Source organism: Mesorhizobium jarvisii (assembly GCF_003601985.1).
Taxonomy (GTDB): Bacteria; Pseudomonadota; Alphaproteobacteria; order Rhizobiales; family Rhizobiaceae; genus Mesorhizobium; species Mesorhizobium jarvisii.
This window is the reverse complement of the sequence record NZ_QZXA01000001.1, coordinates 646,576-672,441: the sequence shown is the minus strand read 5'-3', so window position 1 is coordinate 672,441 and position 25,866 is coordinate 646,576. Positions and strand designations below refer to the sequence as shown.

At 63.7% G+C, this 25,866-nt stretch carries 20 protein-coding genes; 13 read left to right on the top strand and 7 right to left on the bottom strand.

What is annotated here, in order from left to right:
• Positions 1 to 2: 2 nt before the first annotated feature.
• The 5 genes from D3242_RS03235 to D3242_RS03215 form a co-directional block, all read right to left on the bottom strand.
• Entirely contained in the window at positions 3 to 1,343 is a 1,341-nt protein-coding gene (locus D3242_RS03235) for a hypothetical protein (protein WP_064983501.1), read from the bottom strand.
• Positions 1,340 to 5,188 carry a coiled-coil domain-containing protein gene (locus D3242_RS03230; protein WP_064983500.1) on the bottom strand — a complete coding sequence of 1,283 codons (3,849 nt, stop codon included), beginning with the start codon at positions 5,186 to 5,188 and terminating at the stop codon, positions 1,340 to 1,342. Before D3242_RS03230 ends, D3242_RS03235 begins: the two co-directional genes overlap by 4 nt.
• A complete protein-coding gene (locus tag D3242_RS03225; protein WP_147377447.1) occupies positions 5,185 to 6,513 on the bottom strand; it encodes a hypothetical protein in 1,329 nt (442 codons plus the stop codon). Before D3242_RS03225 ends, D3242_RS03230 begins: the two co-directional genes overlap by 4 nt.
• Entirely contained in the window at positions 6,510 to 7,640 is a 1,131-nt protein-coding gene (locus D3242_RS03220) for a hypothetical protein (protein WP_223217781.1), read from the bottom strand. Before D3242_RS03220 ends, D3242_RS03225 begins: the two co-directional genes overlap by 4 nt.
• A 672-nt stretch (positions 7,641 to 8,312) precedes the next feature.
• The gene (locus D3242_RS03215; RefSeq protein WP_171880403.1) at positions 8,313 to 9,491 is read right to left on the bottom strand and encodes an acetyl-CoA C-acetyltransferase; all 1,179 of its coding nucleotides are present in this window, start codon (positions 9,489 to 9,491) and stop codon (positions 8,313 to 8,315) included.
• Positions 9,492 to 9,623: 132 nt separating this feature from the next.
• Between D3242_RS03215 and D3242_RS03210 the strand changes: the two genes are divergently transcribed.
• The 13 genes from D3242_RS03210 to D3242_RS03145 all read left to right on the top strand — a co-directional run bounded on the left by D3242_RS03210 (position 9,624) and on the right by D3242_RS03145 (position 23,825).
• Positions 9,624 to 11,561 carry an acetoacetate--CoA ligase gene (locus D3242_RS03210; protein WP_064983497.1) on the top strand — a complete coding sequence of 646 codons (1,938 nt, stop codon included), beginning with the start codon at positions 9,624 to 9,626 and terminating at the stop codon, positions 11,559 to 11,561.
• The gene (locus D3242_RS03205; protein WP_064983495.1) at positions 11,558 to 12,709 is read left to right on the top strand and encodes a thiolase family protein; all 1,152 of its coding nucleotides are present in this window, start codon (positions 11,558 to 11,560) and stop codon (positions 12,707 to 12,709) included. The genes D3242_RS03210 and D3242_RS03205 overlap by 4 nt, the downstream gene beginning before the upstream one ends.
• Complete coding sequence (locus D3242_RS33860; RefSeq protein WP_223217780.1) at positions 12,709 to 13,599, top strand: MaoC/PaaZ C-terminal domain-containing protein; 891 nt, start codon at positions 12,709 to 12,711, stop codon at positions 13,597 to 13,599. Before D3242_RS03205 ends, D3242_RS33860 begins: the two co-directional genes overlap by 1 nt.
• Positions 13,596 to 14,840: an MFS transporter gene (locus tag D3242_RS03190; protein ID WP_064983489.1), complete on the top strand. Its 1,245-nt coding sequence runs from the start codon at positions 13,596 to 13,598 to the stop codon at positions 14,838 to 14,840. Before D3242_RS33860 ends, D3242_RS03190 begins: the two co-directional genes overlap by 4 nt.
• A 71-nt stretch (positions 14,841 to 14,911) precedes the next feature.
• Positions 14,912 to 15,748 (top strand): GntR family transcriptional regulator, encoded by an 837-nt coding sequence (locus tag D3242_RS03185; RefSeq protein WP_064983488.1) that lies wholly within the window; start codon positions 14,912 to 14,914, stop codon positions 15,746 to 15,748.
• A gap of 198 nt (positions 15,749 to 15,946) precedes the next feature.
• On the top strand, positions 15,947 to 16,723 hold the full coding sequence (locus D3242_RS03180; protein WP_019856577.1) for an SDR family NAD(P)-dependent oxidoreductase: 777 nt from the start codon (positions 15,947 to 15,949) through the stop codon (positions 16,721 to 16,723).
• Positions 16,724 to 16,749: 26 nt separating this feature from the next.
• Complete coding sequence (locus tag D3242_RS03175; protein ID WP_064983486.1) at positions 16,750 to 17,409, top strand: L-fuculose-phosphate aldolase; 660 nt, start codon at positions 16,750 to 16,752, stop codon at positions 17,407 to 17,409.
• 62 nt (positions 17,410 to 17,471) lie between these two features.
• Positions 17,472 to 18,473 carry a sugar ABC transporter substrate-binding protein gene (locus D3242_RS03170; RefSeq protein ID WP_081296047.1) on the top strand — a complete coding sequence of 334 codons (1,002 nt, stop codon included), beginning with the start codon at positions 17,472 to 17,474 and terminating at the stop codon, positions 18,471 to 18,473.
• 67 nt (positions 18,474 to 18,540) lie between these two features.
• Positions 18,541 to 20,067 carry a sugar ABC transporter ATP-binding protein gene (locus tag D3242_RS03165; RefSeq protein WP_167470410.1) on the top strand — a complete coding sequence of 509 codons (1,527 nt, stop codon included), beginning with the start codon at positions 18,541 to 18,543 and terminating at the stop codon, positions 20,065 to 20,067.
• Positions 20,064 to 21,095: an ABC transporter permease gene (locus tag D3242_RS03160; RefSeq protein ID WP_019856581.1), complete on the top strand. Its 1,032-nt coding sequence runs from the start codon at positions 20,064 to 20,066 to the stop codon at positions 21,093 to 21,095. Before D3242_RS03165 ends, D3242_RS03160 begins: the two co-directional genes overlap by 4 nt.
• Positions 21,092 to 22,075 (top strand): ABC transporter permease, encoded by a 984-nt coding sequence (locus tag D3242_RS03155; protein ID WP_064983483.1) that lies wholly within the window; start codon positions 21,092 to 21,094, stop codon positions 22,073 to 22,075. The genes D3242_RS03160 and D3242_RS03155 overlap by 4 nt, the downstream gene beginning before the upstream one ends.
• Before the next feature lie 20 nt (positions 22,076 to 22,095).
• Positions 22,096 to 23,061 carry a carbohydrate kinase family protein gene (locus tag D3242_RS03150; protein ID WP_019856583.1) on the top strand — a complete coding sequence of 322 codons (966 nt, stop codon included), beginning with the start codon at positions 22,096 to 22,098 and terminating at the stop codon, positions 23,059 to 23,061.
• Positions 23,058 to 23,825 (top strand): SDR family NAD(P)-dependent oxidoreductase, encoded by a 768-nt coding sequence (locus D3242_RS03145; protein ID WP_064983481.1) that lies wholly within the window; start codon positions 23,058 to 23,060, stop codon positions 23,823 to 23,825. Before D3242_RS03150 ends, D3242_RS03145 begins: the two co-directional genes overlap by 4 nt.
• A 615-nt stretch (positions 23,826 to 24,440) precedes the next feature.
• Here the strand turns inward: D3242_RS03145 and D3242_RS33855 are convergent.
• Positions 24,441 to 24,830: an SDR family oxidoreductase gene (locus D3242_RS33855; protein ID WP_223217944.1), complete on the bottom strand. Its 390-nt coding sequence runs from the start codon at positions 24,828 to 24,830 to the stop codon at positions 24,441 to 24,443.
• 14 nt (positions 24,831 to 24,844) lie between these two features.
• On the bottom strand, positions 24,845 to 25,753 hold the full coding sequence (locus tag D3242_RS03135; protein WP_019856586.1) for an SMP-30/gluconolactonase/LRE family protein: 909 nt from the start codon (positions 25,751 to 25,753) through the stop codon (positions 24,845 to 24,847).
• Between the last annotated feature and the right edge of the window lie 113 nt (positions 25,754 to 25,866).

Genomic DNA, 25,866 nt, shown 5'->3' with positions numbered 1-25,866 from the left:
TCTCATCTCAACTCGCTCAAGCAGCTTGCGGCGCGCGCGGGGTCCATGTTGACTTCGGTCATCAGCGGATCGAGGCCGGCTGACTGGCACAGCGCCTTGACGGTGATCGAATGCGGCCCTTGGAAGTCGACAGTAAGAGTTCCATTGGTGATCTGCCCGTTCTGGCCGACGCACAGCGGATTGTTGGCGAGCGCCGGCCGACGGCAGGTTCGGATGACGTCGGCCATCGCGCGGCGGTTGGTCAGTTCGCAGAAATAGATGCGGCAGAAGGCGGCCACCGCGGCGCGGTTCTCGGCATCGGCATTGATGATGCGCTTGATGTCTCCGACCAGTGCGCTCGCCTTGGCCTCGAAGGCGAGGCCGTCGACGCGCGTCTTCTCGCCCGCGATCTCGCCCGATCGTTCGGTGATCTTCGGCATCAGGTTGATGTTTTCCGAGGTTATGAACAGCCCGCCCTTCCACCGGTCGAACTCGTCGAGGATCGAGGTCGCCCTCAGGATCGCCTCGCGGTAGGCGTTGTAGATCGGCCCCATCTTGGTGTCGCGCGCCGCCTCATAGACCTGGTTCAAAGCGGCGTATTCCTTGTTCACCGTGTCGGCGCCCGCATTGATGTCATCGATGCCGGCGCGCGAACTCTGCACTAGGCCCTCGGCTCGTTTCAGCTTGCGCGAGAACATCGCCGTGATCGGGCTCTCGACGCTGGCGAAGTAGCTCTCAATCACCTTGCCCGCCGCCCCATCGGCGAAGGCATCGATCTCGGTGTCGGACAGGTTGGAGATCAGGCCGCACTGGGCGTCGAAATCGGCGCTCAAGGGTCCGGCCTGGCACACGCTCATCTCGGCCAGCCTCTGATCGAGCGTTCGGTTCGAAGCGAGCCCGTCGGCATATTCGAACAGCGCATGGTTCCATTCGATCGCGTTCAGGTCGGCCTGGCTGTGGCGCCGGTCGCGGCAGAACAGTGTCTGCTCCATCCGGCTCTGGTTGCCCGAAGCGCGGTAGGCATCGAGATGGCGCGTCGCCTCCGCACAGTTCGCCAAGCCTGAAATCAGCCCGGCAAGTTGCTGGTGGACGGGCGGCAGTCCGCGGGTCTGCGCCTCCCGCATCAGGTTGGCCGCACGTTGGCTGTCGGCCGGACTGCGGGCCGGGCGATGGAAGACGCAGAGGCCTTGCTCGAAGGTCTTCAGCATGCCGTCCGGAATGGCCGGCCCCTCGCAGTTGGGAGCGTCGAGAACGCGCGATTCGATCGTATAGCCGGCGAGATTGTCGACGAAGAGGTCGCGCGCGGCTGCTCCCGTCGCGCTGAGCGCCAGGCCGAACGCTGCTATGACGCCAACGGCTCTCATGGCGCGCTCGCGAAGATGAAATAGAGGGTGAACACGGCGCCGTCGAACGGACAATCGCTCGGCTGCAGCGACAGTCGGTACGAGCCGATCAGCGGCGCGCCGAGATAGGGCAGGATCAGGCTGGTGTCGTTCGACGGTCCGGGCGCGCGCGGGAATTTGCGCGCTTGGTAGCGATCCTGCACCCAATAGCGGATGATCCGGTTGATCTCGTCGCCACTGTCGGCCTGGTTGAAGAAGGTCTGCAACGCCACCCGCTCCGGCCCAACCGAAATGTCTGCGCTGACCTCGCTCGATCCCTTGGTCAGCGGCTTGAAGACCAAGCCGCTGCCGCGGTGTTGCAAGGCGAAGCGGTTCCACTGCGCTCCCGTGCACTGGTAGTCTGTGCCGGCGAAGACATCGATCAGGGTCAGGTTCTTGCGCTCGCGGAATTTGTTGGGCGCCCACAGCGCGAAATAGCCGTTTGCCTTCATCAGCGCTTCGGTCGACGCGAACGGCGAAACCTCGAACTCGACATTCTCGTCGAGCGCCAGCTTGCGGGCGAAACCTGAATTGGCGGGCACGACGATCTGGGCGACATCGATATTGATCTGCCGCTCGTCGAAGAAGCGCTTGGCAACGATGTCGTCGATCATCGCCTGCAGCTGGGTTGCGTTGCGCACATAGACCATGGGCACTGTCGCCGCCTCGCCGGTGAAGGCCTGCACCACTTCAAAGCGGCGCCTCATCAGGTGCATCAGCCGGTTGGCGGTCTCGAGCACGCGCCGCTTAGTCACCAGATATTCGGGAATGCCCTTCATCAGATCGGCGACGGTGTCCTGGGTCGCGATGAACAGATTCTTGCGCGTCGCCGGATCGTCGATCTGTGTGACGAGCTTCGTCATGTCCTCCTGCTGCTTTGTAACCTCGGCCTGAACGTTGCTCTGGAATTTCAGGATGCTGTCCTGCAGCGCGCGGCTCTTGAGACCGAGATCCTTTGCCTGGTTCAGACCCGCGACGAGTTCCTCGGTGTTGCCGCGCGACTGCGTGATGCGCTGCTCGACGAAGGCGAGTTCGGCATCGTTCAGCGCCAGCATTTTGTCCTTCTGCCGGTCGCGCAGTTCATTGATCAGGTTGGTCGAGGCGTTTGATTCCTCGGCGAGGCCTGTCACGGTCGTCTGCGCGGCGCGGACGCGGTCGATGCGGCTGTTGGTTGCCGCGACCAGTTCGGCGACACGTGCGTTGTCCTGGTTGAGCTGGGCTTCCGACAGGGACAGCTTGTCTAGTTCGAGATTGAGGATCGCGATCTCGTTGGTCAGCCGGTCGATCGTGCGCTGTTGGTCGGTAATCTGGAAACTCAGCAAGTCGTTCTCGCGCGCCTGAAGATCGAGCCCGGCGAGGATGCGTTCGTGGTCGGACTTGAGCCGCGCCACCTGCTCGTCGATGCTGAGATCCTGGCTCTGGCAGTCGACCGCCGCCATCGAGCCCTGTAGCGCCAATTCCTTGATGTCCTGTGCCCCTTGCGCCAACCGGCCGGCCAGTTGGAAGTGCGTGTCGACCAGCGCCCTTGCCTTGAGCGCCTTGTCGAGATCGAGTTGCCCGATCGCCTGGCGGAGCTGCGTGAGACGCTGCTTCAGCGCATTGATTTCATTTATGTTCGCCTGAGTGATCTGGCCGGTGTTAATGATCGTCGACAGGATGGATTGGGCCGCCTCCAACGCCGCCCTGATCGGTTTGGCGACGTCCACCACAGTCGCGACCCCGCTGCCCAAACCGCAGGCGCAGGTGATGATTTCGGGTACCGCGGCGCCGATCGAATATGCACCTTGCACCGAAGTCAGGATGACCTGCGCGGCCTGTGTGGTGCCGTTGAACGCCACGAACCAGGCGATCACTTCCGACAACTGGCCGTCGACCTGGTCGCGCGCCTCCTCAAGGTCCGCCTTCCTCTTCGCGTAGAGGTCCCGCTCGGCTTCGTAGAGTTTCTTGGCGAAGTCCGTTTCCGTCTGGGAAAAAGAACCGCAATCGACGTTTGCAAGTTCCTGCGGCAGGGAGATGTTCGACGTGATCATCTGCTGGTCGGCGATCAGCGGCTCGACATCGGCGAAGTCGGCACTGCCGATGACGCACTTCATCAGGAACGCTTTCGCTTGTGTCTGCGAGTTCAAGAGCTGGGCCCGGAGGCCCGACTGACCGTCCGGGCCGCACATCTGGGCAACGTATTGGTTGCGCGTGAAGGCCGGCGTCACGGTCTGGCATGGCTGTTCGCCCGCGAGCAGCGGGGTGAACGGATGGTCGGCTGTATCTCCGATCAGGGCGAGCTGATTCTCGATGCCGCAAAGCTGCTCTCGGTCGACGGCCCGGCGCCGCTGATAGAGGTCGGTCTGGCGCAGTTGCAGTTCGGTGATTGTGTCGTTGGCGCGGGCGATCGCGCCCTGGTTGTTGGTGATCTGCGTTTGAAGGATCTGCCGCTGGCGAACCGCCTGTTCGAGCTGGTTGGCGTTGCGCTCGGTCTGGCGGGCATATTCGGTGATCTGGCTTTCGAGCGAGGAAATTTGCAGATCGAGGTTCATCTGCGTCATTTCCCAGTTCAGCAGCCAGCGCAGTTCGTTGCGCCGTTCGACTTCGGCCTCCTTGGAGAGGACGATCAGGTCGAGTTCCTGCCTGTCATTGATCTGGCGGCGCTGGTTTTCGAACTCGGCGATCTTGGTGCCGAGCTCGATTTCCAGCGATCTGATCTGCTGGCGATAGCCGAACGTGTCCTTCTCGGCGTCGACCGCGTTGATCTCTTGCTGGACGGTGGTGGCGAAGGTCTGTGCCTCGTGCTCCAGCTTGCCGATCTTGTGGGCGATAAGGTTGACTTCCTGGCTGCGGATCGTCCGCTCCTCGTCGAGCGCGCGGGTCGCTTCGCCTTCCTTGTTGGCGTACCACCGCTCAACCAGCGCCTCGACATTGCGCTCGACCTCGGTCAACCGCTGCTCGCTCTCGGCCAGGGCCTGCTGCAGTTCCTCGAACGGAATCGTCGTGAACTGCATCGGGTCGATGTTGAGGAACAGGAAGCCCTTGCGCACGCTGTCCATGCGCGCATCGAGGTCGCTCTGCTGCAGCAGCAGGTCGGCGCGCAGGTCGTCGTAGGTGGACTCGCCCGGAATATCCATCTGCGTCTCGACCAGCACCCACATCGCGGCCTCGTAGTTGGTGTAGGCCTTGGAGAGGTTGGGTTGGCTGTCGAGGCCAGCGCCTCCGACGGCGCCAAGCGTATCGTTGACCAGGAAGTCGAGCGCCTTGACGCGTGCTTCCGAGACGGTCTGGTACCAGACGTCCCCGGTGTTCATCAGCAGCTGGATCTTCAGCGAGGACAGCGCCGTCAGCTGCCGCACGAAGGTGCGGTAACTTGCATCTTCTCCCGCCGCGGTGCCCTGGTCACCGCCTTGTTGTCGGGCGAGAATGCGAAGACCTCGGTCGACGATCTCAATGCCTTGCCGGCCGAATTCCTGCGCCGATTGCGGCGAAACGGGCGTATCGTTGCGGCTGACGCCGCTTGCCGACGACAGGAAGGGCATGTCGGCGGCGAGGAACAGGCGATAGCGTCCAAGTTGCAGGTGGCAGTCGAAATCGCACACGATCGCCAGCCGTCCGGTCGCCTCGTCGCCGCAGGTCGTCAGGAACTGTTCGAGCTCGGTGGCGACTTCACCCATGTATTTCACGTCGGCGCGGAAATTGGCGATCTTGAGCAGCGTCGTCAGCTCGCCGGCATGGCCGGCCGCCGCGTCGACATCGAGCGCCATGCAGTCCTGCGCGCGCGCCATTCCCGCCGCGCCGAAAACGATGCTGACGACCAGTCCGCAAAGCAGGAAGAACCGTCTCATGGTTGCCCCGTCGACAGAAAGACCTCGGAAATCTGGCGCACGTGCCGTGCAAGCTCGGCCATCTGCGCCTTGGAAAGCGATGGATTCTGGAACCGCCCGACCACCGCCCGGGCATGGTTGATGCAGTCCTCGTAGGGGCCGTTGATCCTCGCGGTCAGAGCACCGGTGTCGAGCGTGAGATCCAGCCTCGAATACGCTCCGGCCAGTCCTGTGCAGGAAGAAAGCTCGGCGGTGATCGCCGGATCGTCGACGACATGCGCGAGCCCGGACAGAGCCGTCATGACGCTTTCTATCTGCCCGACGATCTGCGTCATCCGTGCCTTGCCGTCTTCGAACTCCTTTAGCGATTCCGGCTGGTTGAGGCTGGAGAGGTCGACGGCCTGCAGCGCGGCGATCGTCTCGGCTGCCTTCAGCTGATCCTCCTTGACGAGGACCATGTTAGCCTGCGCGTTGCCAAGCACACGCTCCAGCTCCATCACCTCGGCCGACTTGATCGACACGTCCATCTCGTTGACCAGCGACTGGTATTCGGTCGAAGCGGCGTTCATCAGGTTGAGCGTGTCGTCGACCTTCGTCCTGACCGCCTTGACGATTTGCGCGCGCACCCGCGTCTCGATCAGGCCGGTCGTTTCGGCCCGGCCGCGTACCGGCCTGACTGAACAGACCAGTTTCGCCAGCGCGTCCGAGCCGAGCCGAGCACGCACTGCCTCGACGATCGGGAACAGCGGACGCCATGCCGCGGGCAGCGCATCCATGCTGGCGCCCGACAAAGGTCCAGCATTGATCTCGTTCATCCGCGTCAGGTGTCGGCATTTCTCCGGCAGGTCGGCCCCGGAGAAGTAAAGCCGCCCGGTAATCAGATAGGCCTCTACGGCGGCGGCGTATTGTCGGCCGACGAGCGCGGCGAGCTCTTCGGCGCTATCGGTCGAGATTGGGGCGAAGAAGCGGTAGCGGCTTAGGTAGATCTCCGACCACGCGAGCCGTCGCATCAGCACCGAGGCGTCGTCGGCCGAAAGCGGGATGATCGGAAAGCCGACGCTGCGGCTGCCGCCGGAGGAGCCCGACGCCTCGCCGATCACCTCGCCGGCGAAGGGCAGGCCGAAATCGGGCTGCGTTGCCTCGTGGCTCGGTTCGACGGCGGCGGGACCGGGGGCGAGCAGGTTGAACCGGCTCGTCTCGGGCGTTGCGTTCGAGAGCGTCGCGTTCCAGAAGCCGTCGAGTTTCTCGGAAGTGTAGGCGCGCTCCAGGATCGATGCGGCGCTGGCCGCGTCGGCCAGGACGCAACTGACGATCAGAGACAACGCGATGTCTCGGAGGCTTGTCATCGGCAGTACCACACCCTGTCTGCCGCGCCAGCCTGGGCGCAGATCCCGGTCGCGGCACCGTGCGCCTTCCAGTCTGCCTTTATCTTGGCGAGATCGTTGAATGCCCCTTGGGCCGCGTTGTCGGCATGAACCTCGGCGTCCAGCCGCCAGAAGGGCTTTGCCGGATCGGTGGGCAGCAGCACTCCGATCATGTTGATGTGGAAGGCGGAGACCTTGAGAAAATGTTCCGCGCTGGCGACCGTGTTGCGATTGAGATTGGCGTATTGCTCTGGCGTGACGTTGCCGAGCGCCCGCTTGAATTCTCCCTCCGAGACTTCGACCGAGCGCAGCATCTGCGTCGTATTCGCGGCCAGGCCGTCGAGAATCGAGGTGTTGGCGACCAGCGTCGCGCCCGCCCCGGTCACCGGTCCGAAGATCTCAGCGAAAATGGCGCGGATCGCCTTCAGATGCGTTTCGGCCGACTTGATTTCGACGCGGCGCAGGGCGATCCCCGTTTCGAGGTCGGACGCCCGACTGACGAAGCTTCTCAGCGCCAATTGCAGCGTGTCGAACGACGAACGAGCTTCCGGCGGCGGCTGCAGGAACACCGAGCGTGCATAGCGTACGGCCTCGCTACGGGCGATGTCCTCGACCGTGGCGCGTGTCAGCGCCGATTCCGGGCAGCCGGTGACGTCGCCGAGGTCGGTCAGCATCTGCGCGGCATGATAGATTTGATCCATCTGGCGCATCGTGCCGAACGAGCCGCTGGTGGTGAACTCGGCCTCAACGCCGGACAGGTAGTCGGTCAGGTATTCGCGCGCGAACTTCACCATCTCGCACTGCACGCCGGCGGCGCGCTCGCGGATGTGGCGGCCGTAAAACGATGCACCGACGAAGTATTTCTGGTCGGGCGTCGGTTCGAACCGCTCGACGAAGAGCGACTGGATAACGGTATCATATTCGCCGCACGCATAAGTGCGTTCGAGGCATGCGGAGTCGGTCTGCAGGTCGCACTGTGACAGCGCCTGGCCGCACATTTGCTGAGCTGCGGCAAGGTTAGTTCCTCCGCCGCAGACAAGAAGCGCTGCCAGGGCGATCGCTGGATTGAAGACGTGTTTCTTCAGCAAGACGAGCAAAAGAAAATGCACGAAAGCCCCCCGGCCACCGGAGCGGCGGCCTCATCGCTCTTTACAGGCAATATCTTTGCAAGTTCAATTTTGTATTGGGTCGCTACAGCGAGGATCGGCCACAAAAAGTGTGGCTAATTCAAATTCAACTTCGCCGAATAACGCATTTATAGAATGTAAACTAAAACGGATTGGCGACCAATGCACCTGGTTTTTGGCTTCCGTTACGGAAATCCGTGCCAAAGTGTCGACGCGGTTAACGTATCGTAAAGAATTGCCTTTCCCGCGGCTTTCGATCCAGTTGCTTGAACGTCTAAGCTTTTGTTCAAAAGGAAATCTGGCTCGGCCGGCACGAACGTCGCCGATGAGACGGAGGCGCTCGTGTCGGGACAATAGCTGGGCGTACCGGAACCGCGCGTGACGCCGGATTGAACGACAACGTCAACAAGATCTCCGTCGATCTCAGCGACCGGTGGGTGCGGCGGGTCAGAGTAAAGACGCTTCGAAAGGGGAGAGGGCTACAGCGTAGAACGGCGTGCACAAAGACAGGTCTACTTTGCGCCGCAAGTCGGTCGTAGAGTTGAGCCTTGCCGTTGACCAAAGCTGCCGTTCGTCGGATCATGAAATTAATAGGCGGCGTGGCCAAGACCATGCCCGTTTCTTCTCAGACTAAAACTGCGCAGAGGTTCAGCTTCATCGTTCGAGGCAGATCGCCACGCCCTGGCCGCCGCCGATGCAGAGTGAGGCCAGGCCTTTTCGGGCGTTGCGCCTCGTCATCTCGTGGAGCAGCGTCACCACGATGCGGCAGCCGGATCCGGCCAGCGGATGGCCGAGCGCGATGGCGCCACCGCTGATGTTGATGATCTCCTCGTTCCAGCCCATCTCGCGGTTGACCGCGATGGCCTGCGCGGCAAAGGCCTCATTGATCTCCATGACGTCGAGCTCGTATGCCTGCCAGCCGGCCTTCTCCAGCGCAAGGTGTGAGGCCGCGACCGGCCCCAACCCCATGTCCATCGGCTCGACCCCCGCCGAAGCATAGGACGCGATGCGGGCGAGTGGCTTTAGCCCGAGTTCGTTCATCCGTGTTTCCGACATCACAAGTACGGCTGCCGCACCGTCGTTGAGGCCGGAGGCGTTGCCGGCCGTGATTGTCCCCGCCGGATCGAAGACCGGCTTTAGTCGACCAAGTCCTTCGAGGGTAGTCGCGGGGTTTGGATGTTCGTCGCGGCCGACGATGACATCGCCCTGCCTGGTCTTTATCGAGACAGGGACGATCTCGTCACCGAACCTTCCCGAGCGGATGGCGGCGTCGGCTTTCTCCTGCGAGCGCAACGCGAAACGGTCCTGCTCGTCGCGTGTGATCTGGTAGCGCTGCGCCAGGGACTCGACCGTGACGCCCATATGGACCTGATGGAAGGCGTCCCACAGCCCGTCAGTGATGATCGAATCCTTGACGACCCGGTCGCCCATGCGCACGCCGCCGCGAATGCCTGACATGAAATGCGGCGCCGACGTCATCGAGTCCTGTCCGCCGGCGATCACGCAATCGGCGTCGCCGCAGCGTATGGCCTGCGCGGCAAGATGGATCGACTTCTGTCCGGCGCCGCACACCTTGTTGACCGTCATCGCCGGCACGCTGACCGGCAGGCCGCCCCTGAGCGATGCCTGCCTTGCCGGGTTCTGCCCGGCGCCACCGGTCAGCACCTGGCCCATGATCACCTCGCTGACGGCATCGGGCGCAAGCCCGGTTTCGGCGAGCATCGGTTGAATGAGCTGCCCGCCCAGTTCCGCCGCCGAGAGGCTGGCGAGCGCGCCGTTGAGCTTGCCGATCGGCGTGCGTTTGGCCGCGACGATATACACCGCATCCTGCAATTTCCCGTCCTCCACCTCCGCGGCACACAGGCTGTGCTCGCCGCTTGACATTCTGGTTATAACCAATAATCTGAAAGCAACATGCAGACAAGATGACGGCTTCGTGCCGGCCTGCATTCCGGGAGGAAATCCATGTCATCCGTGCTTTGGGCGCCGGCGCCAGCCGCGTTCCAATCGTCCAACCTTGCGCGCTTTTGCCTGGCCAACGGCTTCAACCCGCGCGACTACGAGACGCTGCATCGCTGGTCGGTCAGTGATCCCGGTGCGTTCTGGCGGGCGGTGTGGGACTTTGCCGGCGTGATCGGCAATCCCGGCGCGCGATCTTTCCTGCGGGATGATCAGCAGCCGATGACGCAGAGCCGGTTTTTCCCGGACGCATCGCTCAATCTCGCGGAAAACCTGCTGCGGGGCGACGATGATCGGGTCGCGGTCATCGAGGCCGACGAGAGCGGCCATTTCCGCACCTTCACCCTTGGCGAGTTGCGTCGGCTCGTCGCCAGCACCGCGCAAGGCCTGCGCGCGGCCGGCGTGGTCAGCGGCGACAGCGTCGGTGGCATCCTGCCCAACCGGGTCGAAGGCCTGGTGGCGCTTCTGGCGACGCTTTCGATCGGCGCTGTCTGGTCGTCCTGCTCGCCCGATTTCGGCGCCGCGGCGATCGTCGACCGGCTCGGCCAGATCGGCGTCAAGGTGTTGTTCGCAGCACCGCGCTACCGCTATGCGGGCAAGGAGCACGACATCTCCGGCAGGCTAACCGAGATCGTCGCGGCGATGCCGACGGTGACCACGCTGGTGCTGACCGGCGACGATAAGCCCGCCATGCCGGCGGCTATTGCTTTCGAGGATTTCGGCGCACACGCTCCGTTGGCCTTCGAACGCGTGCCCTTCGATCATCCGGCCTATGTGCTTTACACCTCGGGTACCACGGGTGCGCCCAAGGCGATCGTCCACCGCGCCGGCGGCGTGCTGCTCCAGCATCTGAAGGAGCATCTGCTGCATGGCGATGTCCGCCCCGGCGACGTCATGAGCTGGTACACCAACACGGCCTGGATGATGTATCATTGGCTGATCTCGGGCCTCGCCTGCGACGCGGCTGTTGTGCTCTATGACGGCGCGCCGATCCTGAAGACCGCTGATGGCCTCGACCCCAGTCCGCTGTGGACAATGGCGCAGCGTGCAAGCGTCACGCATTTCGGCACCAGCCCGAAATATCTGGCGACGCTGGCCGCCGAAGGCTACGCGCCGGGACGTCTGCACGACCTGTCCTCGCTGCGCTCCCTGCTCTCGGCCGGTGCGCCGGTCTCGCCCAGCCAGTTCGACTGGGTCTACGCCCATGTGAAGCAGGATATGATCTTTGCCTCGATCTCGGGCGGCACCGAGATCATCGGCTGTTTCCTGCTCGGTTCGCCGATCCATCCGGTTCGCCGTGGCGAACTGACAGTGAAGGGGCTGGGCCTCGCGGTGGTTGTCATGGACGAGCGCAATGCGCCGGTCATAGCCAGGCAGGGCGACCTGGTCTGCACCGAACCGTTCCCGTCCATGCCGCTGACATTCTGGGGAAAGGACGGCGACGCGCGCTACCACGCCACCTATTTCGCGGCACGCCGGGAAATCTGGACGCATGGCGATGTCGCGGAGATGACCCCGCATGGCTCGGGGATCATCCATGGTCGATCGGACACGACGTTGAAGCCCGGCGGCGTGCGCATCGGCACGGCCGAAATCTACGCCGCCTGCGAAGACTTTGCCGAGATCGAGGATTGTCTGGTGTTCGGCGCGCCGGTCGAAGGCGACGAGGAGATCGTGCTTTGCGTCAAGCTCAACGACGGTTTTGAGCTGACTCCTGAGTTCGCCGCGCAGATCCGCCGCGCCATTCGTGAAGGCGCATCGCCGCGCCACGTGCCGCATCGCATTCATGCGGTGCGGGCCGTGCCCTACACGCTCAACGGCAAGAGGGTGGAAGGTGCGGCGCGAACGACGCTCGAGGGCAAGCCGGTGAAGAACATGGCTTCGCTTGCCAATCCTGCATGCCTCGAGGAATACCGCGCGCTCGACAGGAGCAAGGCGGCATGAGCCGGGCCAGGGGAGCGATCGTCGGCATCGGCGAATTGAAGCCGCAGCGCCTGACCAGCGGCGTGACGACGCTGGAGATGATCGCGGAGGTCTCGCGCCTGGCGGTGTTCGATGCCGGGCTGGAGCCGGGCGCGATCGACGGGCTGCTGGTCGGGCCGCAGGTCGGCGAGACGCCGCAACATGTCCCGGCAACGATTGCCGAGTATCTCGGGTTGGCGCCGACCATGGCCAATGTCGTCGACCTCGGCGGCGCTTCGGGTGCGGGGATGGTCTGGCGCGCGGCGGCGGCCATCGAGGCCGGCATGTGCGAGACGGTGCTGTGCGTGCTCGCCAACAATCGCGAGGAGGCAGCACCGCGCTCGCCCAACCGCAATCCGATCCGCGAGTTCGACGTGCCGTTCGGCGCCTCGGGCGCCAACATCTCCTACGCGCTGCTGATGCAGGCCCATATGGCGCAGCATGGCTCGACAGCCAGGGATTTCGCGCTGATCGCCGCGGCGGCACGGGCCAACGCACAGCTCAACCCGGACGCAATCTTCTTCGGCAAACCGGCGGATGCGGACGCCGTGCTGGCTTCGCCGATGATCGCCTCGCCATTGCATCTCTACGAAATCGTCATGCCGGTTGCCGGCGGCGAGGCGGTGATCGTCACCTCGGCCGAACGTGCGCTGTCGCTGCCCAGAAGACCTGTGCATCTGCTCGGCGCCGGCGAGAAGGTCACGCATCGCGCGGTCAGCCAGGCGCCCAGCCTGACCTCCGGTCCGCTGAAGAGCGCCATGGCCCGGGCCTTCGCGCAGTCCGGAACCGGCGTCAAGGAGATGGATCTTCTGTCGCTCTACGACTGCTACACGATCATGGTCGCCACGACGATCGAGGATGCCGGGCTCTGCGCGGCGGGCGCGTTCGGCGCATGGCTGCGTGACCACGATCTCTCTCACCGGGGCGACAAGCCGCTCAACACCCATGGCGGCCAGCTCGGCTTCGGCCAGCCGGATCTTGCCGGCGGCATGACCCATGTCGTCGAAGCGGTGCGGCAGCTGCGCGGCGATGCTGGCGAACGCCAGATTGGCAAGGCCGGCCTCGCGCTGGTCACCGGCAATGGCGCGACGATGAGCGAGGCGACCGCGCTCGTGCTGGGAGCCGGCTGATGCCCATCGATTTCAACGCCTTGAAGACCCCGGCCCCGACGAGCACCGCGCTGACCCAGCCATTCTGGGATGCGGCGGCGCAAGGGCGGCTGAAAATCCAGCACTGCGAGGACTGCGGCAAGGCCGTGTTCTATCCACGCCCGATCTGCCCGCATTGCTGGGGCAAGCGCCTTGTCTGGAAAGAGGTGTCGGGCAAGGGCAGGCTGAAATCCTTTTCGCAAGTGCACAAGCCGGGCCATGCCGGCTGGTTGCCGGCGGCACCTTACGTGGTCGGGCTGGTCGAACTGGCCGAGGGTCCGACCATGCTGAGCTTCATCCTGCCTGGCGCACAGCCGCCCAGGGCAGGGGACGCGTTGCAGCTAGCGCCGACGGCGATCGGCGGCCGCGTCCTGCCAGCCTTCAAACCAGTCGAAACCGCAACAGAGGAGGAAGCCGCAATGAGCACCGAGACGAAAGACGGCTGGGCAGGCGTGGTGAAAGGCCGCCCGCAAGTCGGCGCCTTCGCCGAACGCACGCGGCGCACGCGCGCCAGCGACATCGAAGCGTTCACCGACATCACCGGCGACCGCAATCCGCTGCACTATGACCGCGCGCTCGCCGAGAGATCGGTGTTCGGCAAGCTGATCGTCCAGGGCGGCGTCACCTCAGGCATCCTCAACGCGCTGGTCGCCGAAGACCTGCCGGGACCCGGCACCGTGTTCCTCGAAGTCGCCTGGAAGTTCGTCAAGGCGGTCGGCGTCGACGAGGAGATCACCGGACGCGTCGAGGTCAAGGAGGTGCGCCCCGACAAGCCGATCTGCAAGATCGAGACATCCGTGCGCAACGGCCAGGGCGAGCTTTGTCTTACCGGCACCGCGACGGTGTTCACCGTGCCGCTGCAAGGCGCATGAGCGCGATGGACGACAGCCGTCCTGGCGTGGCCGCCGACAGCGAACGCTGGCGTGTGCTGTCGCTGCTTTGCCTGGCTGTCGTCCTGTCGCTGACCACCTGGTTTTCGGCAACCGCCATCCTGCCGGAGTTGAAGCAGGAACTGGCTCTTAGCTCTGGCGCCGAGGCGTGGCTGACCAACGGTGTCCAGGTCGGCTTCGTGATCGGCGCGCTGGTGGCGAGCCTGGTCAACCTTCCCGACCTGGTGCGGCTCAGCCGTCTGATGGCGGCCGCAGCACTTGTCGCCGCGCTCGCCAATGCCAGCTTGCTGTTTCATCCCGATGCGGGCGGCGCCATTGCCGCGCGCATCGTCACCGGCACGGCACTTGCCGGCGTCTATCCGCCGGCCCTGAAGCTGGTCGCAACCTGGTTCACGCGCGACAGGGGGCTGGCGCTTGGCGCGGTCATTGGCGCGCTGACCATCGGCTCGGCGCTGCCGCATCTCTTCCGTGCCGCCTTGAGCGCGCTCGACTGGCGGCCGGTGGTTGCCGCCGCCAGCCTGGCGACGGCCATCGGCGCGCTGCTGTTCCTGCTGTTTGCCAGGGAAGGACCCTATCCCTTCGGCAAAGCGGTGTTCGAGCCGTCGCGCATCGGCCAGGTGTTTCGCGAAAAGCCGCTGCTGCTCGCCAATCTCGGCTATCTCGGCCACATGTGGGAGCTCTACGCCATGTGGGCGTGGCTGCTTGCCTACACGCGCGCCGCTTTCGAAGCGCAGGCGATTGGAACGGCCGCTATCGCCTCGCTGTCGACTTTCTTCGTCGTGGCCTCCGGCATCCTCGGTTGCCTGCTCGGAGGCTATCTCTCGGACCGCATCGGCCGAACGGCGACCACCGCCGGCATGATGATCGTCTCGGGAAGCTGTGCACTCCTGATGGGCTTCCTGTTCACGGGGCCGCTCTGGCTGTTCATGCTGGTCGCCATCGTCTGGGGCATTTCGGTGGTCGGCGATTCCGCGCAGTTTTCCGCTGCCGTCACCGAACTCGCCGACCGCCGCTTCGTCGGCACGGCGCTGTCGGTGCAGCTCGGTGCCGGTTTCGCGCTGACGGTGCTGGCCATCTGGCTGACACCGCGCTTCGCCGACCTCATCGGCGGCTGGCGTTGGGCCTTCCTGCTGCTCGTTCCCGGGCCGCTTCTGGGGGCTTCGGCCATGCTGTGGTTGCGAAACTTGCCGGAGAGCGTGAATATGGCAGGCGGCCTCCGCTAGGGGAGGACGCTGCCGCTCTCTGAGTCGCGGCAAAATGATTTGCGGCGGGTTGAATGGAACAAACGACCAGAATGCGTGGGCGTCCTCGCTACGACCAGGAAGATGCCGGAGCCGCCGAGGCGTTCCGCACGATCGGTTCCAAGGTCGAACTGAATCGCGACGAGGCCGCACCGCTGTGGGTGCAATTGCGTAACCAGGTCGAGGAAGCCATCAACACCGGCCTGCTGGCGGCCAATTCGCGCATCCCTTCCGAGCAGGCGCTGTGCGACTTCTTTGGCGTCTCGCGCCCGGTCGTGCGCGCCGCGATCGGCTCGCTGTCCAGCGAAGGCCGCATCATCAAGATGCCGCGCAAGGGCATGTTCGTCGCGGCACCGCGCGAGCATGTCGACTTCATGACCGCCAATCTCGGCGTGTTCGACGACCTGACGGCGAAAGGCCACAAGGTCTCGACGCGCACGCTCGAAATCTACCGCTGCCCGCCGAACGAGAAGGAGTCCAAAGTCTTCGGCATTCCCGCCAATGGCACCGTGGTCCGGATCAGCCGCGTCTACATGACCGACGGCGCGCCGATCACCATGACGCGCATCAGCCTGCCAGGGCACCGGGTGCCCGGTCTCGAAAACATCCTATCGGAAAACCAGTCGATTTTCGGCACCATCCGCGCGGTGTTCGGCCTGACGGTGAAGCGCGCCGATCGCTGGCTGCGCGCGGCGTTGCCTACCAAGGAAGAGGCCGAGCAAATGGGCGTTGCCGCCAACACGCCGCTGATCGAAATCGAGTCGATTGCTTATGACGCGGACGGTGCGGCGCTCGAATATTACGAGGCCTTCTACAACTCCTCCGTCGCCCGCATCCACATGGCGGTCGAGCAACCGTCCGCGACGGTGAACGGTGTCGATCGCACCTGAGTTTTCACAGCACAAAAAAGATTCCGTTTTCTGGTTATAACCAGATTGACGGACCAGGGAAGCTTCTGTAACGTCCTCGTCATGGGGCCGGGAGGAGCCTGACCCAGGCATTATCAGGACCGGCTGGCTTGCGACGCCGCTTCGGCGGCGAGAGGAAGATTTTGCCCGCGCCAAGCCTGATCCTGATGGAGGATTTGCATGGACTACCGGTCGCAATTCGACCTGACGGACGAGGTTGCCGTCGTCACCGGCGGTGCCAGCGGCATCGGTCTGGAGGCCGCCAAGGCGCTCGGCACCTGCGGTGCGCGCATCGTCCTGCTCGACGTGAATACGCAGGGCCTGGATGCAGCCGCCGAGGCGCTTAAGAAGGCCGGTGTTGGAAGCGTCGATGGCCGCGTGCTCGACGTCACCGATCCGCGTGCCGTCGAGGCGAAGGCCGCCAAGATCGTCAGCGATTTCGGCCAGGTCGACATACTAGTCAACAGCGCCGGCATCGCTCGCCTAAACACCGCGCTCGACACATCAGACGAGGAATGGCGCCTGGTGATGGATGTCAACGTCAACGGCGTCTACTGGGCCTCGCGCGCTTTCGGCCGGTCCATGGTCGCCCGCAAGAAGGGCTCGATCGTCAATCTCGGCTCGATGTCGGGCCTGATCATCAACCGTCCGCAGACCGCGCCGTCCTACATGGTGAGCAAGGGCGCCGTGCACATGATGACCAAGGCGCTCGCCGTCGAATGGGCGAAGTCAGGCGTTCGCGTCAACGCGCTCGCGCCCGGCTATGTCGGCACCGAGATGACGCTGAAAATGCGCGAGCGGCCCGAACTCTTCAACACCTGGATCGACATGACGCCGATGGGCCGGCTCGGCGAGCCGCACGAGATCGCTTCGGCGATCCTGTTTCTCGCCTCGCCGGCGTCGAGCTACGTCACCGGCGCGATCCTGTCGATCGATGGCGGCTACACGGCCTGGTGAGGGCCGAGCAAGGATTGGAATATCGCATGACCGTTTCGGACCTAGAGGCACGCCAGGCAATCATCGACGCCTGCCTGGAGATGAACGCGCTGGGCATCAACCAGGGCACGTCAGGCAATGTCAGCAGGCGCCATGGCGAAGGCATGCTGATCTCGCCGACCAGCACGCCTTACGAGACGTTGGTGCCCGAGGACATCGTCTTCATGGCCTGGGACGGCGAGGTCGACGGGCGCCTGCCGCCGTCAAGCGAGTGGCGTTTCCATCTCGACATCATGAAGGCGCGGCCCGAGGTCAACGCGGTCGTCCACGCGCATCCGACCTACTGCACGACCATCGCCATCATGGGCAGGAAGATACCGGCGATCCATTACATGGTGGCGGTTGCCGGCGGCAGTGACATTCGCTGCGCTCCTTACGCCACCTTCGGCACGGCGGAGCTCTCGGCGCATGCGGTAGAGGCGCTGCGCGACCGCAAGGCCTGCCTGCTCGCACAGCACGGCATGATCGCGGTCGGTTCCAGCCTCAGCCAGGCGATGTGGCTGGCGGTCGAGGTGGAAACGCTGGCGCGCCAGTATCACGGCGCCCTGCAGATCGGCGAGCCGCCGATCCTGTCCGAGGAAGAGATCGAAAACGTCATCAAGCGCATGGCCAGCTATGGCCTGCGCGACAAGGAGGCTGCTGCCTGAGCCGCAGTCATCTGGCAGAATCCTCCGGGAAGGCCCGGAGCGATCAACAAGGGAGGAATGAAATGACCGGATCCATGAAAGGCCTCGTCAAGGCGCTCGCTTTGGGGTTGGCGGCGGCTTGCAGCCTGGCTGCCATATCGAGCGCGAGTGCCGAGGAACTGTCGCTGAAGGGCAAGCGTATCGGCGTCTCCGCTATCGGCACCGATCACTATTGGGACCTGATGGCCTTCCGCGGCATCCAGGACCGGGTGAAGGAGCTGGGCGGCGAAGTCATCGCGCTCGACGCCGGCCGCAAGGACCAGCAGCAGATCGCGCAGTTGCAGACGTTGATCGCGCAGAAGCCAGACGCCATCATCGAGCAGCTCGGCAATCTCGAAGTGCTGAACCCGTGGCTGCAGAAGATCCGCGATGCCGGCATCCCGCTGTTCACCGTCGACACCGCGACACCGCACGCCATCAACAACACCACCTCCAACAACTACAATATCGGCGCCGAAATCGCGCTGCAGATGGTCGCCGACATGGGCGGCAAGGGCAATGTGCTGGTCTTCAACGGCTTCTACAGCGTGCCGGTCTGCAAGATCCGCTACGACCAGCTGAAATATGTGCTGACCTCGTTTCCCGACGTGAAGATCGTCGAACCGGAACTACGCGACGTCATCCCGAACACCGTGCAGAGCGCCTATTCCAACGTCACCGACATGCTGACCAAGTCGCCCGAGAAGGGTTCGATCGGCGCAGTGTGGGCCTGCTGGGACGTGCCGCAGATCGGCGCCACGCAGGCGGTCGAGGCGGCCGGCCGCAACGAGGTCAAGACCTACGGCATCGACGGCAGCCCGGAAGTCATCAAGATGGTGATGGATTCGAAGTCGTCCGCCGGTGCCGTGGCAGCGCAGCAGCCCTATGAAATCGGCAAGACTTCGGTTGACAATGCCGCCAGATATCTTGCCGGCCAGAAGGTGGCGCCCTTCACCTTCGTGCCCGCGGTGCTGATCAACAAGGAAAATGCCGCCGAAAAGGGAAAACCCTTCCTCGACGCGGCCGAGAAGGCAGGCGTTAAATAGGCTGAGCGTAACGGCGGGCAGCCAAGCCTTTGTGGCTGCCCGCCATCATCAACCAGGATTGACGGCCATGCAGACAGCAAAGCGTGAAATTGCTGTATCGATGACGGACATATCGAAGCGGTTCGGCCCGGTGCGTGCGCTGGAGAACGCGAACCTTCAGATTGCGCGCGGCTCGATCCTCGGCCTTGTCGGCCAGAACGGCGCCGGCAAGTCGACGATCATCAAGGTGCTGGCCGGCATCATCAAGCCGGACAGCGGCACCATCGTCATCAATGGCGAGACCGTGACCTCGCTGTCGCCGGCATCGGTCGAAAAGCTCGGCGTGCATTTCATCCATCAGGACAGGCTGCTGGTGCCGACCGCGACGGTCGGCGAGGCGGTGTTCCTCGGCCACGAAATCGGCTTCGGGCCGTTCGTCAGCCGCCGCGCCATGGAGCGCAAGGCGGCCGATCTGTTGAAGCGGTTCTTCGGCATGGAATTGCCGGCGGGAACCCTGGTCAAGGACCTGACCACGGCACAGCAGAAAGTCGTGCAGATCACCCGGGCGCTGGCGCAAAAAGCCTCGGTGCTGGTGCTCGACGAGCCGACGGCGGCCTTGGTCAAGCGCGAGGTCGACAGCCTGTTCGACGTGCTGCGCCGGCTGCGCGACGACGGTATCGCCGTGGTCTTCATTTCCCACTACATGCAGGAGATCGAAAAGCTCTGCGACCGTGTCACGGTGATGCGCAACGGCACCGATGTAGGCACAGTCGACCCGCGCGAGACATCGATCGATGCGATCATCTCGATGATGATCGCCCGCGATGTCGGCGAGATGTTTCCCAAGCGTTCTGTCACGTTGGGCGCGCCGGTGCTCGAAGTCGCCAATCTGCGCCTCGGCGGCGGTTTCGAAAACATCGGCTTCAATGTTCGCGCCGGCGAGATCGTCGGCCTCACCGGCCTGCTCGGATCCGGTGCCAAGGAGATCGTACAATGCCTGTTCGGCCTCAAGACCGCCGACGGCGGCTCGATCACGGTCGAGGGCAAGCAACTCGCGCTGTCGACGCCGGTCAAGGCGGTACGCGACGGCATCGCCATGCTGCCGGAGGATCGCCGCGCGCATGGCGTGGCGCTTGGCCTGTCGGTACGCGAGAATATTTCGCTGGCCAGCCTGCGCCGCTATTCGAAGAGCGGGCTGGTCATCCTCAACAGCGAGAACCAGGCGGTCGACGGACTGATCAAGGAATTGTCGATCAAGACGCCGCATCGCGACGCGCTGGTGCGCGAACTCTCCGGCGGCAACCAGCAAAAGGTGGCGATCGCCAAGTGGCTGAGCTGCCAGTCGCGTGTCTATGTTCTGGACGAGCCGACGGTGGCCGTCGATGTCGGCGCCAAGGTCGAGATCTACAATCTGTTGAACCGGCTGTCGGGCGAGGGCGCGGCGATCCTGCTTCTGTCGTCCGACCTGCTCGAACTGGTCGGCGTCTGCGACAGGGTGCTGGTTGTTTATCGCGGCCGGCTTGCCGGCACCTTCTCCGGCCCGTCGATGAACAGCGACTCGTTGCTCGCGGCCTCTTCAGGCGCCCGCTCGAACGCTGATGGAATGGCGGCATGAGCGCGACAACTCTCCACACTGAGGCCGGCGCGTCCGATGAAACCCGCACCACCGGCAAAAGTGCCGGCCGGCGCTTCGCCACCCTCGTCGTGCGGCTCGGCGCGATTGCCGCCTTCGCCGCGATCATGGCCTATTTCGTCGTCTTCGCGCCGGGCTTCACCTCGACCTTCAACCTCATCAACGTCGTCGAGCAGTCGGCGATCCTGGGCGTGCTCGCCTATGGCATGACGTCCGTCATCATTGGCGGCGGCTCCGATGTCACCGAAGGCGGCATAGACCTGTCGATCGCCGCCAATATGGGGCTATGCGCGGCTGTCTACGCGACGCTGTTGTCGATGGGCTATGGCGACTTCCTGTCCGTGCTCGCGGCCATCGCCGTCGGCATGGCGGTTGGCGCGCTGAACGCCCTTGCCGTTGTCGGTCTTGGCATCCTGCCGCTGCTGGCGACGCTTGCCGTGCTCAACGTCGCGGCCGGCATGGAACTTACGCTCACCCAGAACACGGTTGTCGGCGCATCCTCCCCGCTGCTCGGCTTTCTGGTCTCAGGCAGCTTCCTCGGCATCTCAGCACTCGCCTGGGCGTTGATCGTGTTCTCGGCGATCATCATCGCCATCATCCATGGCACGGCGTTTGGGCTGCGGCTCTACGCGGTCGGCGGCCATCCCGAAGCAGCGCGCGCGGCCGGTCTCAGCGTGCCCTTCTATGTCTCCTTCACCTACGTGCTGAGCGGCTTCTGCGCGGCGGTGGCAAGTGTGCTCACCGTCTCGCGCCTGTCAGCCAGCACGCCCGGTTCCGGCGAACTGCTTCTGTCGGTGCTGGCGGCGGCACTGTTGGGCACCGTCTTTTCCCGCCGCTTCGTGCCGACCATGGGCGGCACGCTGCTCAGCGTGCTGTTCATCGGCTTGCTCGCCAATGGCTTCCAGCTGCTCAACGTCTCCAGTTACTGGGTCAATGGCGTGCAGGGTGCGCTGATCCTGCTGGTGGTCGCCATCACATCCTTTGCCCGCGGTTCGGAGGGTTCACGATGAGCGTCTCGGCCAATGACAGCTCCAAGATGAACCTGCGCGCCTTCCTCGCCAAATACAGCGTGCTTATTGCCTTCGCGGCGATCGTCATCTTCTTCGCCGTGGCGAGCCCGACCTTCTTGACGCCGGCGAACCTCTTCAACGTGCTGGTCAACAATGTCGTCATGCTGGCGATCGTGGCGCTGGGGCTGACCATCGTCATCTCGTCGGGTGGCATCGATCTCTCCGTCGGCGTCTCCGTAGACATGGCCAGCATGGTCTTCGTGATGCTGCTTGCCACCGGCTATGGCGGCGTGGTCGGCGTCGGCGGCGGATTGGGCGCGGCGCTGATCGTCGGCATCCTCAACGCCATCCTCATCACCAGGCTGAACATCAGCCCGTTCCTTGCAACGCTCGGCGTGCTGTTCATCGGTCAGAGCACGCAGCAGCTTGCCACAAGCGGCGGCCAGCCGATCTATCTCACAAGCGGCTATGCCGCTGACCAGTTCAACGCCATTGCCCGCACCGATTTGTTCGGCGTGCCGACGCCGGTGATCGTGCTTGTCGTCGTGGCCGTTGCGGTCCATGTTCTCCTACACCGTTCGGTCTTCGGCCGCTATGTGCAGGCGATGGGCGCGCAGCCCGGTGTGGCCTGGTATTCCGGCATTCGTGTGCCGCGCGAGCTTTCCATGGTTCATGTGCTGTGCGCGCTGCTTGCCGGCGTGACCGGCATCCTGCTGTCGGCGACGGTGAAGTCCTACGTGCCGCTGTCCGGCAACGCCTTCCTGCTCGACGCCATCGGCGCCACCTTCATCGGCACGACGCTCAGCCGCGAGCGCAAGCCCTCGGTGATCGGCACGCTGCTCGGCGTGCTGCTGCTTGCCATCGTCAAGAACGGGCTGCTGCTGGTCGGCTGGAATTTTTACTGGCAGCAGGTCGGCATCGGCGTGCTCGTCTTCCTGGTGCTGGCCGCAAGCTTCGGCCTGCGCCGCGCCTCGCATTGAGTTCGAAAGGGTCGTCTCCCATGCCACAATTCGACGTCAGCTCGATCGGCTTCTACGTCCTCGACATTCTCGGCCGGCCGGTGTCGCGCATCCCCGAAGGTGGGCGTGCCGACTTCATCGAAGAGATCCGCATGACGGTCGCCGGCACCGCCGGGGCCACCGGCATGGACTGCGCCATCCTCGGGATGAAGACACGCGCCGTCACGACGCTTGGCACCGACGACATGGGCGACTGGTTCCTCGCCAAGCTCGGGAAGTACGGGTTGGAGACGAGCCTTGTCCGGCGCGACGGCCGCGTTCAGACCTCTTCCACCATACTGCCGGTGCGGCCGAACGGCGAGCGACCCGCCTTGCATGTGCCGGGCACCGCGACCTTGTTCGAGGTCGCCGATGCCGATCTCGATGCCGCGCTTGACGCCACCATCGTCCATGTCGGCGGTACAGGCCTGCTGAAGCGCTTTGATGGCGAGCCGACGGTCAAGCTTCTGAAGCGGGCCAAGGAACTCGGCCGCATCACCACTTTCGATCTCATCCAGGCGACGCCGGAGACGTGGAAGCTGGTCGAGCCGTGCCTGCCTTACATCGACTATTTCGTGCCCAGCATCGACGAGGCCGGCGAGATGGCGCATGACCGCGACCCGGCCCGCGTTGCCGCCTTCTTCAAGGCAAGGGGCGTGAAGAACTGCATCATCACGCTCGGCGCTGACGGCGTGCATGTCTCGCCGCAGCATGGTGAGGATTTCCACCTGCCGGCCTTCGACGTCGAGGTTTTCGACACCACGGGCTGCGGTGACTCCTTCACCGCTGGGATCATCGTCGGCATCATCAAGGGCTGGGACCTCAGACAGTCGGCGCGCTTCGCAACCGCCGTCGCCGCCAAGGTGGCCATGGGCCTCGGCTCCGACGGCAAACTCGTTTCATTCGACGACACGGTCTCGGCGATGAACTCGCTGCCGGTCAAGACATCAAAGGTGCAAGCAGCATGACCATTCTTCCTGAAGCCAAGGGCAAGACGGCTCTCGTCACCGGCGCCAGCCGGGGCATCGGCAGGGCTCTCGCGAAAGGGCTGGCTGAAGCGGGCTTCGACGTCGCCGTCACCGACCTGCCGTCGCAGGCGGCTGAGCTTGCCGTGACCAAGGCCGAGGTCGAGGCCGCCGGCCGCAAGGCCTATGTCTATACGATGGATGTCAGCAAGAAGCGCGAGATCGAGGCGATGGCGCAAGCGCTGCTTGCGGCGGCAGGCCGCATCGACGTGCTGGTCAACAATGCCGGCATCCTGAAGCCCAGCCTGCTCCAGGACCTCGACGAGACCAGCTGGGACGCGCATTTCGACATCAATGCCAAGGGCGTGCTGATGATGTGCCAGGCCGTGCTGCCGCATATGCGCGCCAGGAGATCGGGCAGGGTGATCAACATCGCATCGATCGCCGGCCGCCAGGGTGTGCCGACGCAAGGTCATTACGCGGCGACCAAATCGGTGGTGATCACGCTCACCCGCGTGCTGGCGCAGGAAGTCGGCATGGACGGAGTCACCGTCAATGCCATCTGCCCCGGCATCATCCTGACCGAGATGGGCAAGAACAACCTCGGCAGCGAGGCGGCGATCCGCCATTGGGAAGATGTCGCGGCGCTGAAGCGCCTCGGCGCACCGGAAGATGTCGTCGGGCCGGTGCTGTTCTTCGCCTCGGATCTGTCGGCCTTCGTCACCGGCCAGTCGCTCAACGTCGACGGCGGCATCTACTACCACTGATCCTCGCCGGTCTGGCCTACGTGTCGCCGAGACTACCCGGTGTGATACGAGACACAAGCGTCAGTTTTCTGGCCATATCACCCTGATGCTACGAAGACGCTCCGGCTCATTTTCACTACTGATCGAACATGAAAAGCCCGCCGACCGAAGTCGACGGGCAATTTCCTCGTACTACGCCGTTTCCCAGATGCCCCCGCCAGAGAGAGCCAGGAACCTAGCGCTGGATACTCCTACTACCGCCTCCCGTTGTAGGCTGTAACCCAGCGGCAACAGCCCGGAGCGATTCACCAGGCCTAACCACATACGCGGGACAATCCTGGCCGCACCCGCGCTGGTAGGACACGTGGGCCAGATGCTGCTCGCCGGGCATTTTCTTCAACCGGCAAACCAGCCAAGCCAACGCGAAAAACGTCGCTCAGCCTGCGTGGCCAGAGGGATCAGAATTCCGTCTCAACACGTGAGAAGAAGGTGACGGACCTGAAGAACGCGAAATTTACGTCGTGCTGGGCACACTCGGCAAGATTAGCGTGACAGTGACCATGCAGCGCTCTTGTAATCTGATCGAAGCCCTGCTGACGCGTTTCGGAACTACCGCGCCAGCACGGCCCCGAGTGTTCAAAGGACGTAACTGCCGTCCATCGTGATGCCGGTGCCGGTTACAAAGGCCGCTTCATCGCGGGCGAGGTATGAGATGAGCCCGGCGACTTCTTCGGGCGTGCCGGTGCGCTTGAGGATGGTGCCACCTGCAGCCGCCCCGTGGATCATGTCCGTCCCGATCGCGCCGGGCTGGATGTTGTTGACCGTAACGCGGCGCGACGCGAGATCATGCGCGACGCCCTTAACCAGAGCCGCGACCGCACCCTTGCTCATCTGGTAGGCGCTGACGCCAGCGGAACCGGCACGGATCGCGACATTTCTGCCGATCGTAATGACACGTCCACCATCCCTTAGGTGGCGATGGGCCCGATGGTCATGCTGCTTGACGAGATCAGGCGCCGCGCGGATGGAATCTTCCTTGCTCAGCAGAACTGTAATCCTGTTGTGTTGAGATAGACGGCATAGAGCGAGCTGCTGGCGGCGATGAACAGGCGATTTCGATGGGGTCCGCCAAAGCAGACATTGGCGACAGTCTCAGGGACAAGAATCTTGCCAAGAAGCGTGCCGTCCGACGCAAAGCAGTGCACGCCGTCGCCAGCTGACACCCATAGGTTGCCGTCGACATCGATCCGAAAACCATCAGGGATGCCGGGATCGATCTCGGCAAAGATGTAACCATTCGAAAGGCGACCGTCTTCGCCCACGTCAAAGCAACGGATATGGTGCGGTTTATCCCGGCCGTGGGAACGGCCGCTGTCGGCGATGTAGAGACGTCCCTCGTCCGGGGAGAAGGCGAGGCCGTTCGGCTTGTCGAAGTCGCCAGCTGCCACCGTCAGCGCACCTGACTTGGGATCAAGGCAGTAGACGTTGCAGGCCCCGATCTCACTGGGTGCTTTGTAGCCCTCATAGTTGCTCAGGATGCCGTAGGGCGGATCGGTGAACCAGACAGTATCGTCGGATTTGACCACGACATCGTTGGGAGAATTGAGACGTTTGCCCTCGAGCCGATCGGCCAGGATCGTGATGCTGCCGTCGTACTCGGTGCGCGTGACGCGCCGCTGCCCATGTTCGCAGCTGACCAGGCGTCCTTGCCGGTCGCGCGTATTGCCGTTGGAGAAATTCGAAGGATGGCGGAAAACGGAAACAGTCTCCGTCACTTCATCCCACTTCAGCATCCTGTTGTTGGGAATGTCGCTGAAGAGCAGAAAGCGGCCGTCGGCGAAGTACACTGGCCCTTCGGCCCAGCGCATTCCAGTATGGAGTTTTTCGAGCCTGCACAGAGAGATAATGAAATCCTGGAAGCGATCATCAAGAACCTCGTAGTATGTCATTTTGACAGGCCTTGCTTGCTAGGGTTTGCCTTGCCAGCCGACCGGCCGTTTGGGCTTGCACTCGGCCTGATGGAACATTTCAATGTCGCGAGAATGCTGCGCATCGCTGACCG

Excerpts from the sequence above, each read along its gene's own strand:
- D3242_RS03235 (WP_064983501.1), bottom strand. The coding sequence starts at position 1,343 with ATGAGAGCCGTTGGCGTCATAGCAGCGTTCGGCCTGGCGCTCAGCGCG.
- D3242_RS03230 (WP_064983500.1), bottom strand. The coding sequence starts at position 5,188 with ATGAGACGGTTCTTCCTGCTTTGCGGACTGGTCGTCAGCATCGTTTTC.
- D3242_RS03225 (WP_147377447.1), bottom strand. The coding sequence starts at position 6,513 with ATGACAAGCCTCCGAGACATCGCGTTGTCTCTGATCGTCAGTTGCGTC.
- D3242_RS03210 (WP_064983497.1), top strand. The coding sequence starts at position 9,624 with ATGTCATCCGTGCTTTGGGCGCCGGCGCCAGCCGCGTTCCAATCGTCC.
- D3242_RS03205 (WP_064983495.1), top strand. The coding sequence starts at position 11,558 with ATGAGCCGGGCCAGGGGAGCGATCGTCGGCATCGGCGAATTGAAGCCG.
- D3242_RS33860 (WP_223217780.1), top strand. The coding sequence starts at position 12,709 with ATGCCCATCGATTTCAACGCCTTGAAGACCCCGGCCCCGACGAGCACC.
- D3242_RS03190 (WP_064983489.1), top strand. The coding sequence starts at position 13,596 with ATGAGCGCGATGGACGACAGCCGTCCTGGCGTGGCCGCCGACAGCGAA.
- D3242_RS03185 (WP_064983488.1), top strand. The coding sequence starts at position 14,912 with ATGCGTGGGCGTCCTCGCTACGACCAGGAAGATGCCGGAGCCGCCGAG.
- D3242_RS03180 (WP_019856577.1), top strand. The coding sequence starts at position 15,947 with ATGGACTACCGGTCGCAATTCGACCTGACGGACGAGGTTGCCGTCGTC.
- D3242_RS03175 (WP_064983486.1), top strand. The coding sequence starts at position 16,750 with ATGACCGTTTCGGACCTAGAGGCACGCCAGGCAATCATCGACGCCTGC.
- D3242_RS03170 (WP_081296047.1), top strand. The coding sequence starts at position 17,472 with ATGACCGGATCCATGAAAGGCCTCGTCAAGGCGCTCGCTTTGGGGTTG.
- D3242_RS03165 (WP_167470410.1), top strand. The coding sequence starts at position 18,541 with ATGCAGACAGCAAAGCGTGAAATTGCTGTATCGATGACGGACATATCG.
- D3242_RS03160 (WP_019856581.1), top strand. The coding sequence starts at position 20,064 with ATGAGCGCGACAACTCTCCACACTGAGGCCGGCGCGTCCGATGAAACC.
- D3242_RS03155 (WP_064983483.1), top strand. The coding sequence starts at position 21,092 with ATGAGCGTCTCGGCCAATGACAGCTCCAAGATGAACCTGCGCGCCTTC.
- D3242_RS03150 (WP_019856583.1), top strand. The coding sequence starts at position 22,096 with ATGCCACAATTCGACGTCAGCTCGATCGGCTTCTACGTCCTCGACATT.
- D3242_RS03145 (WP_064983481.1), top strand. The coding sequence starts at position 23,058 with ATGACCATTCTTCCTGAAGCCAAGGGCAAGACGGCTCTCGTCACCGGC.
- D3242_RS03135 (WP_019856586.1), bottom strand. The coding sequence starts at position 25,753 with ATGACATACTACGAGGTTCTTGATGATCGCTTCCAGGATTTCATTATC.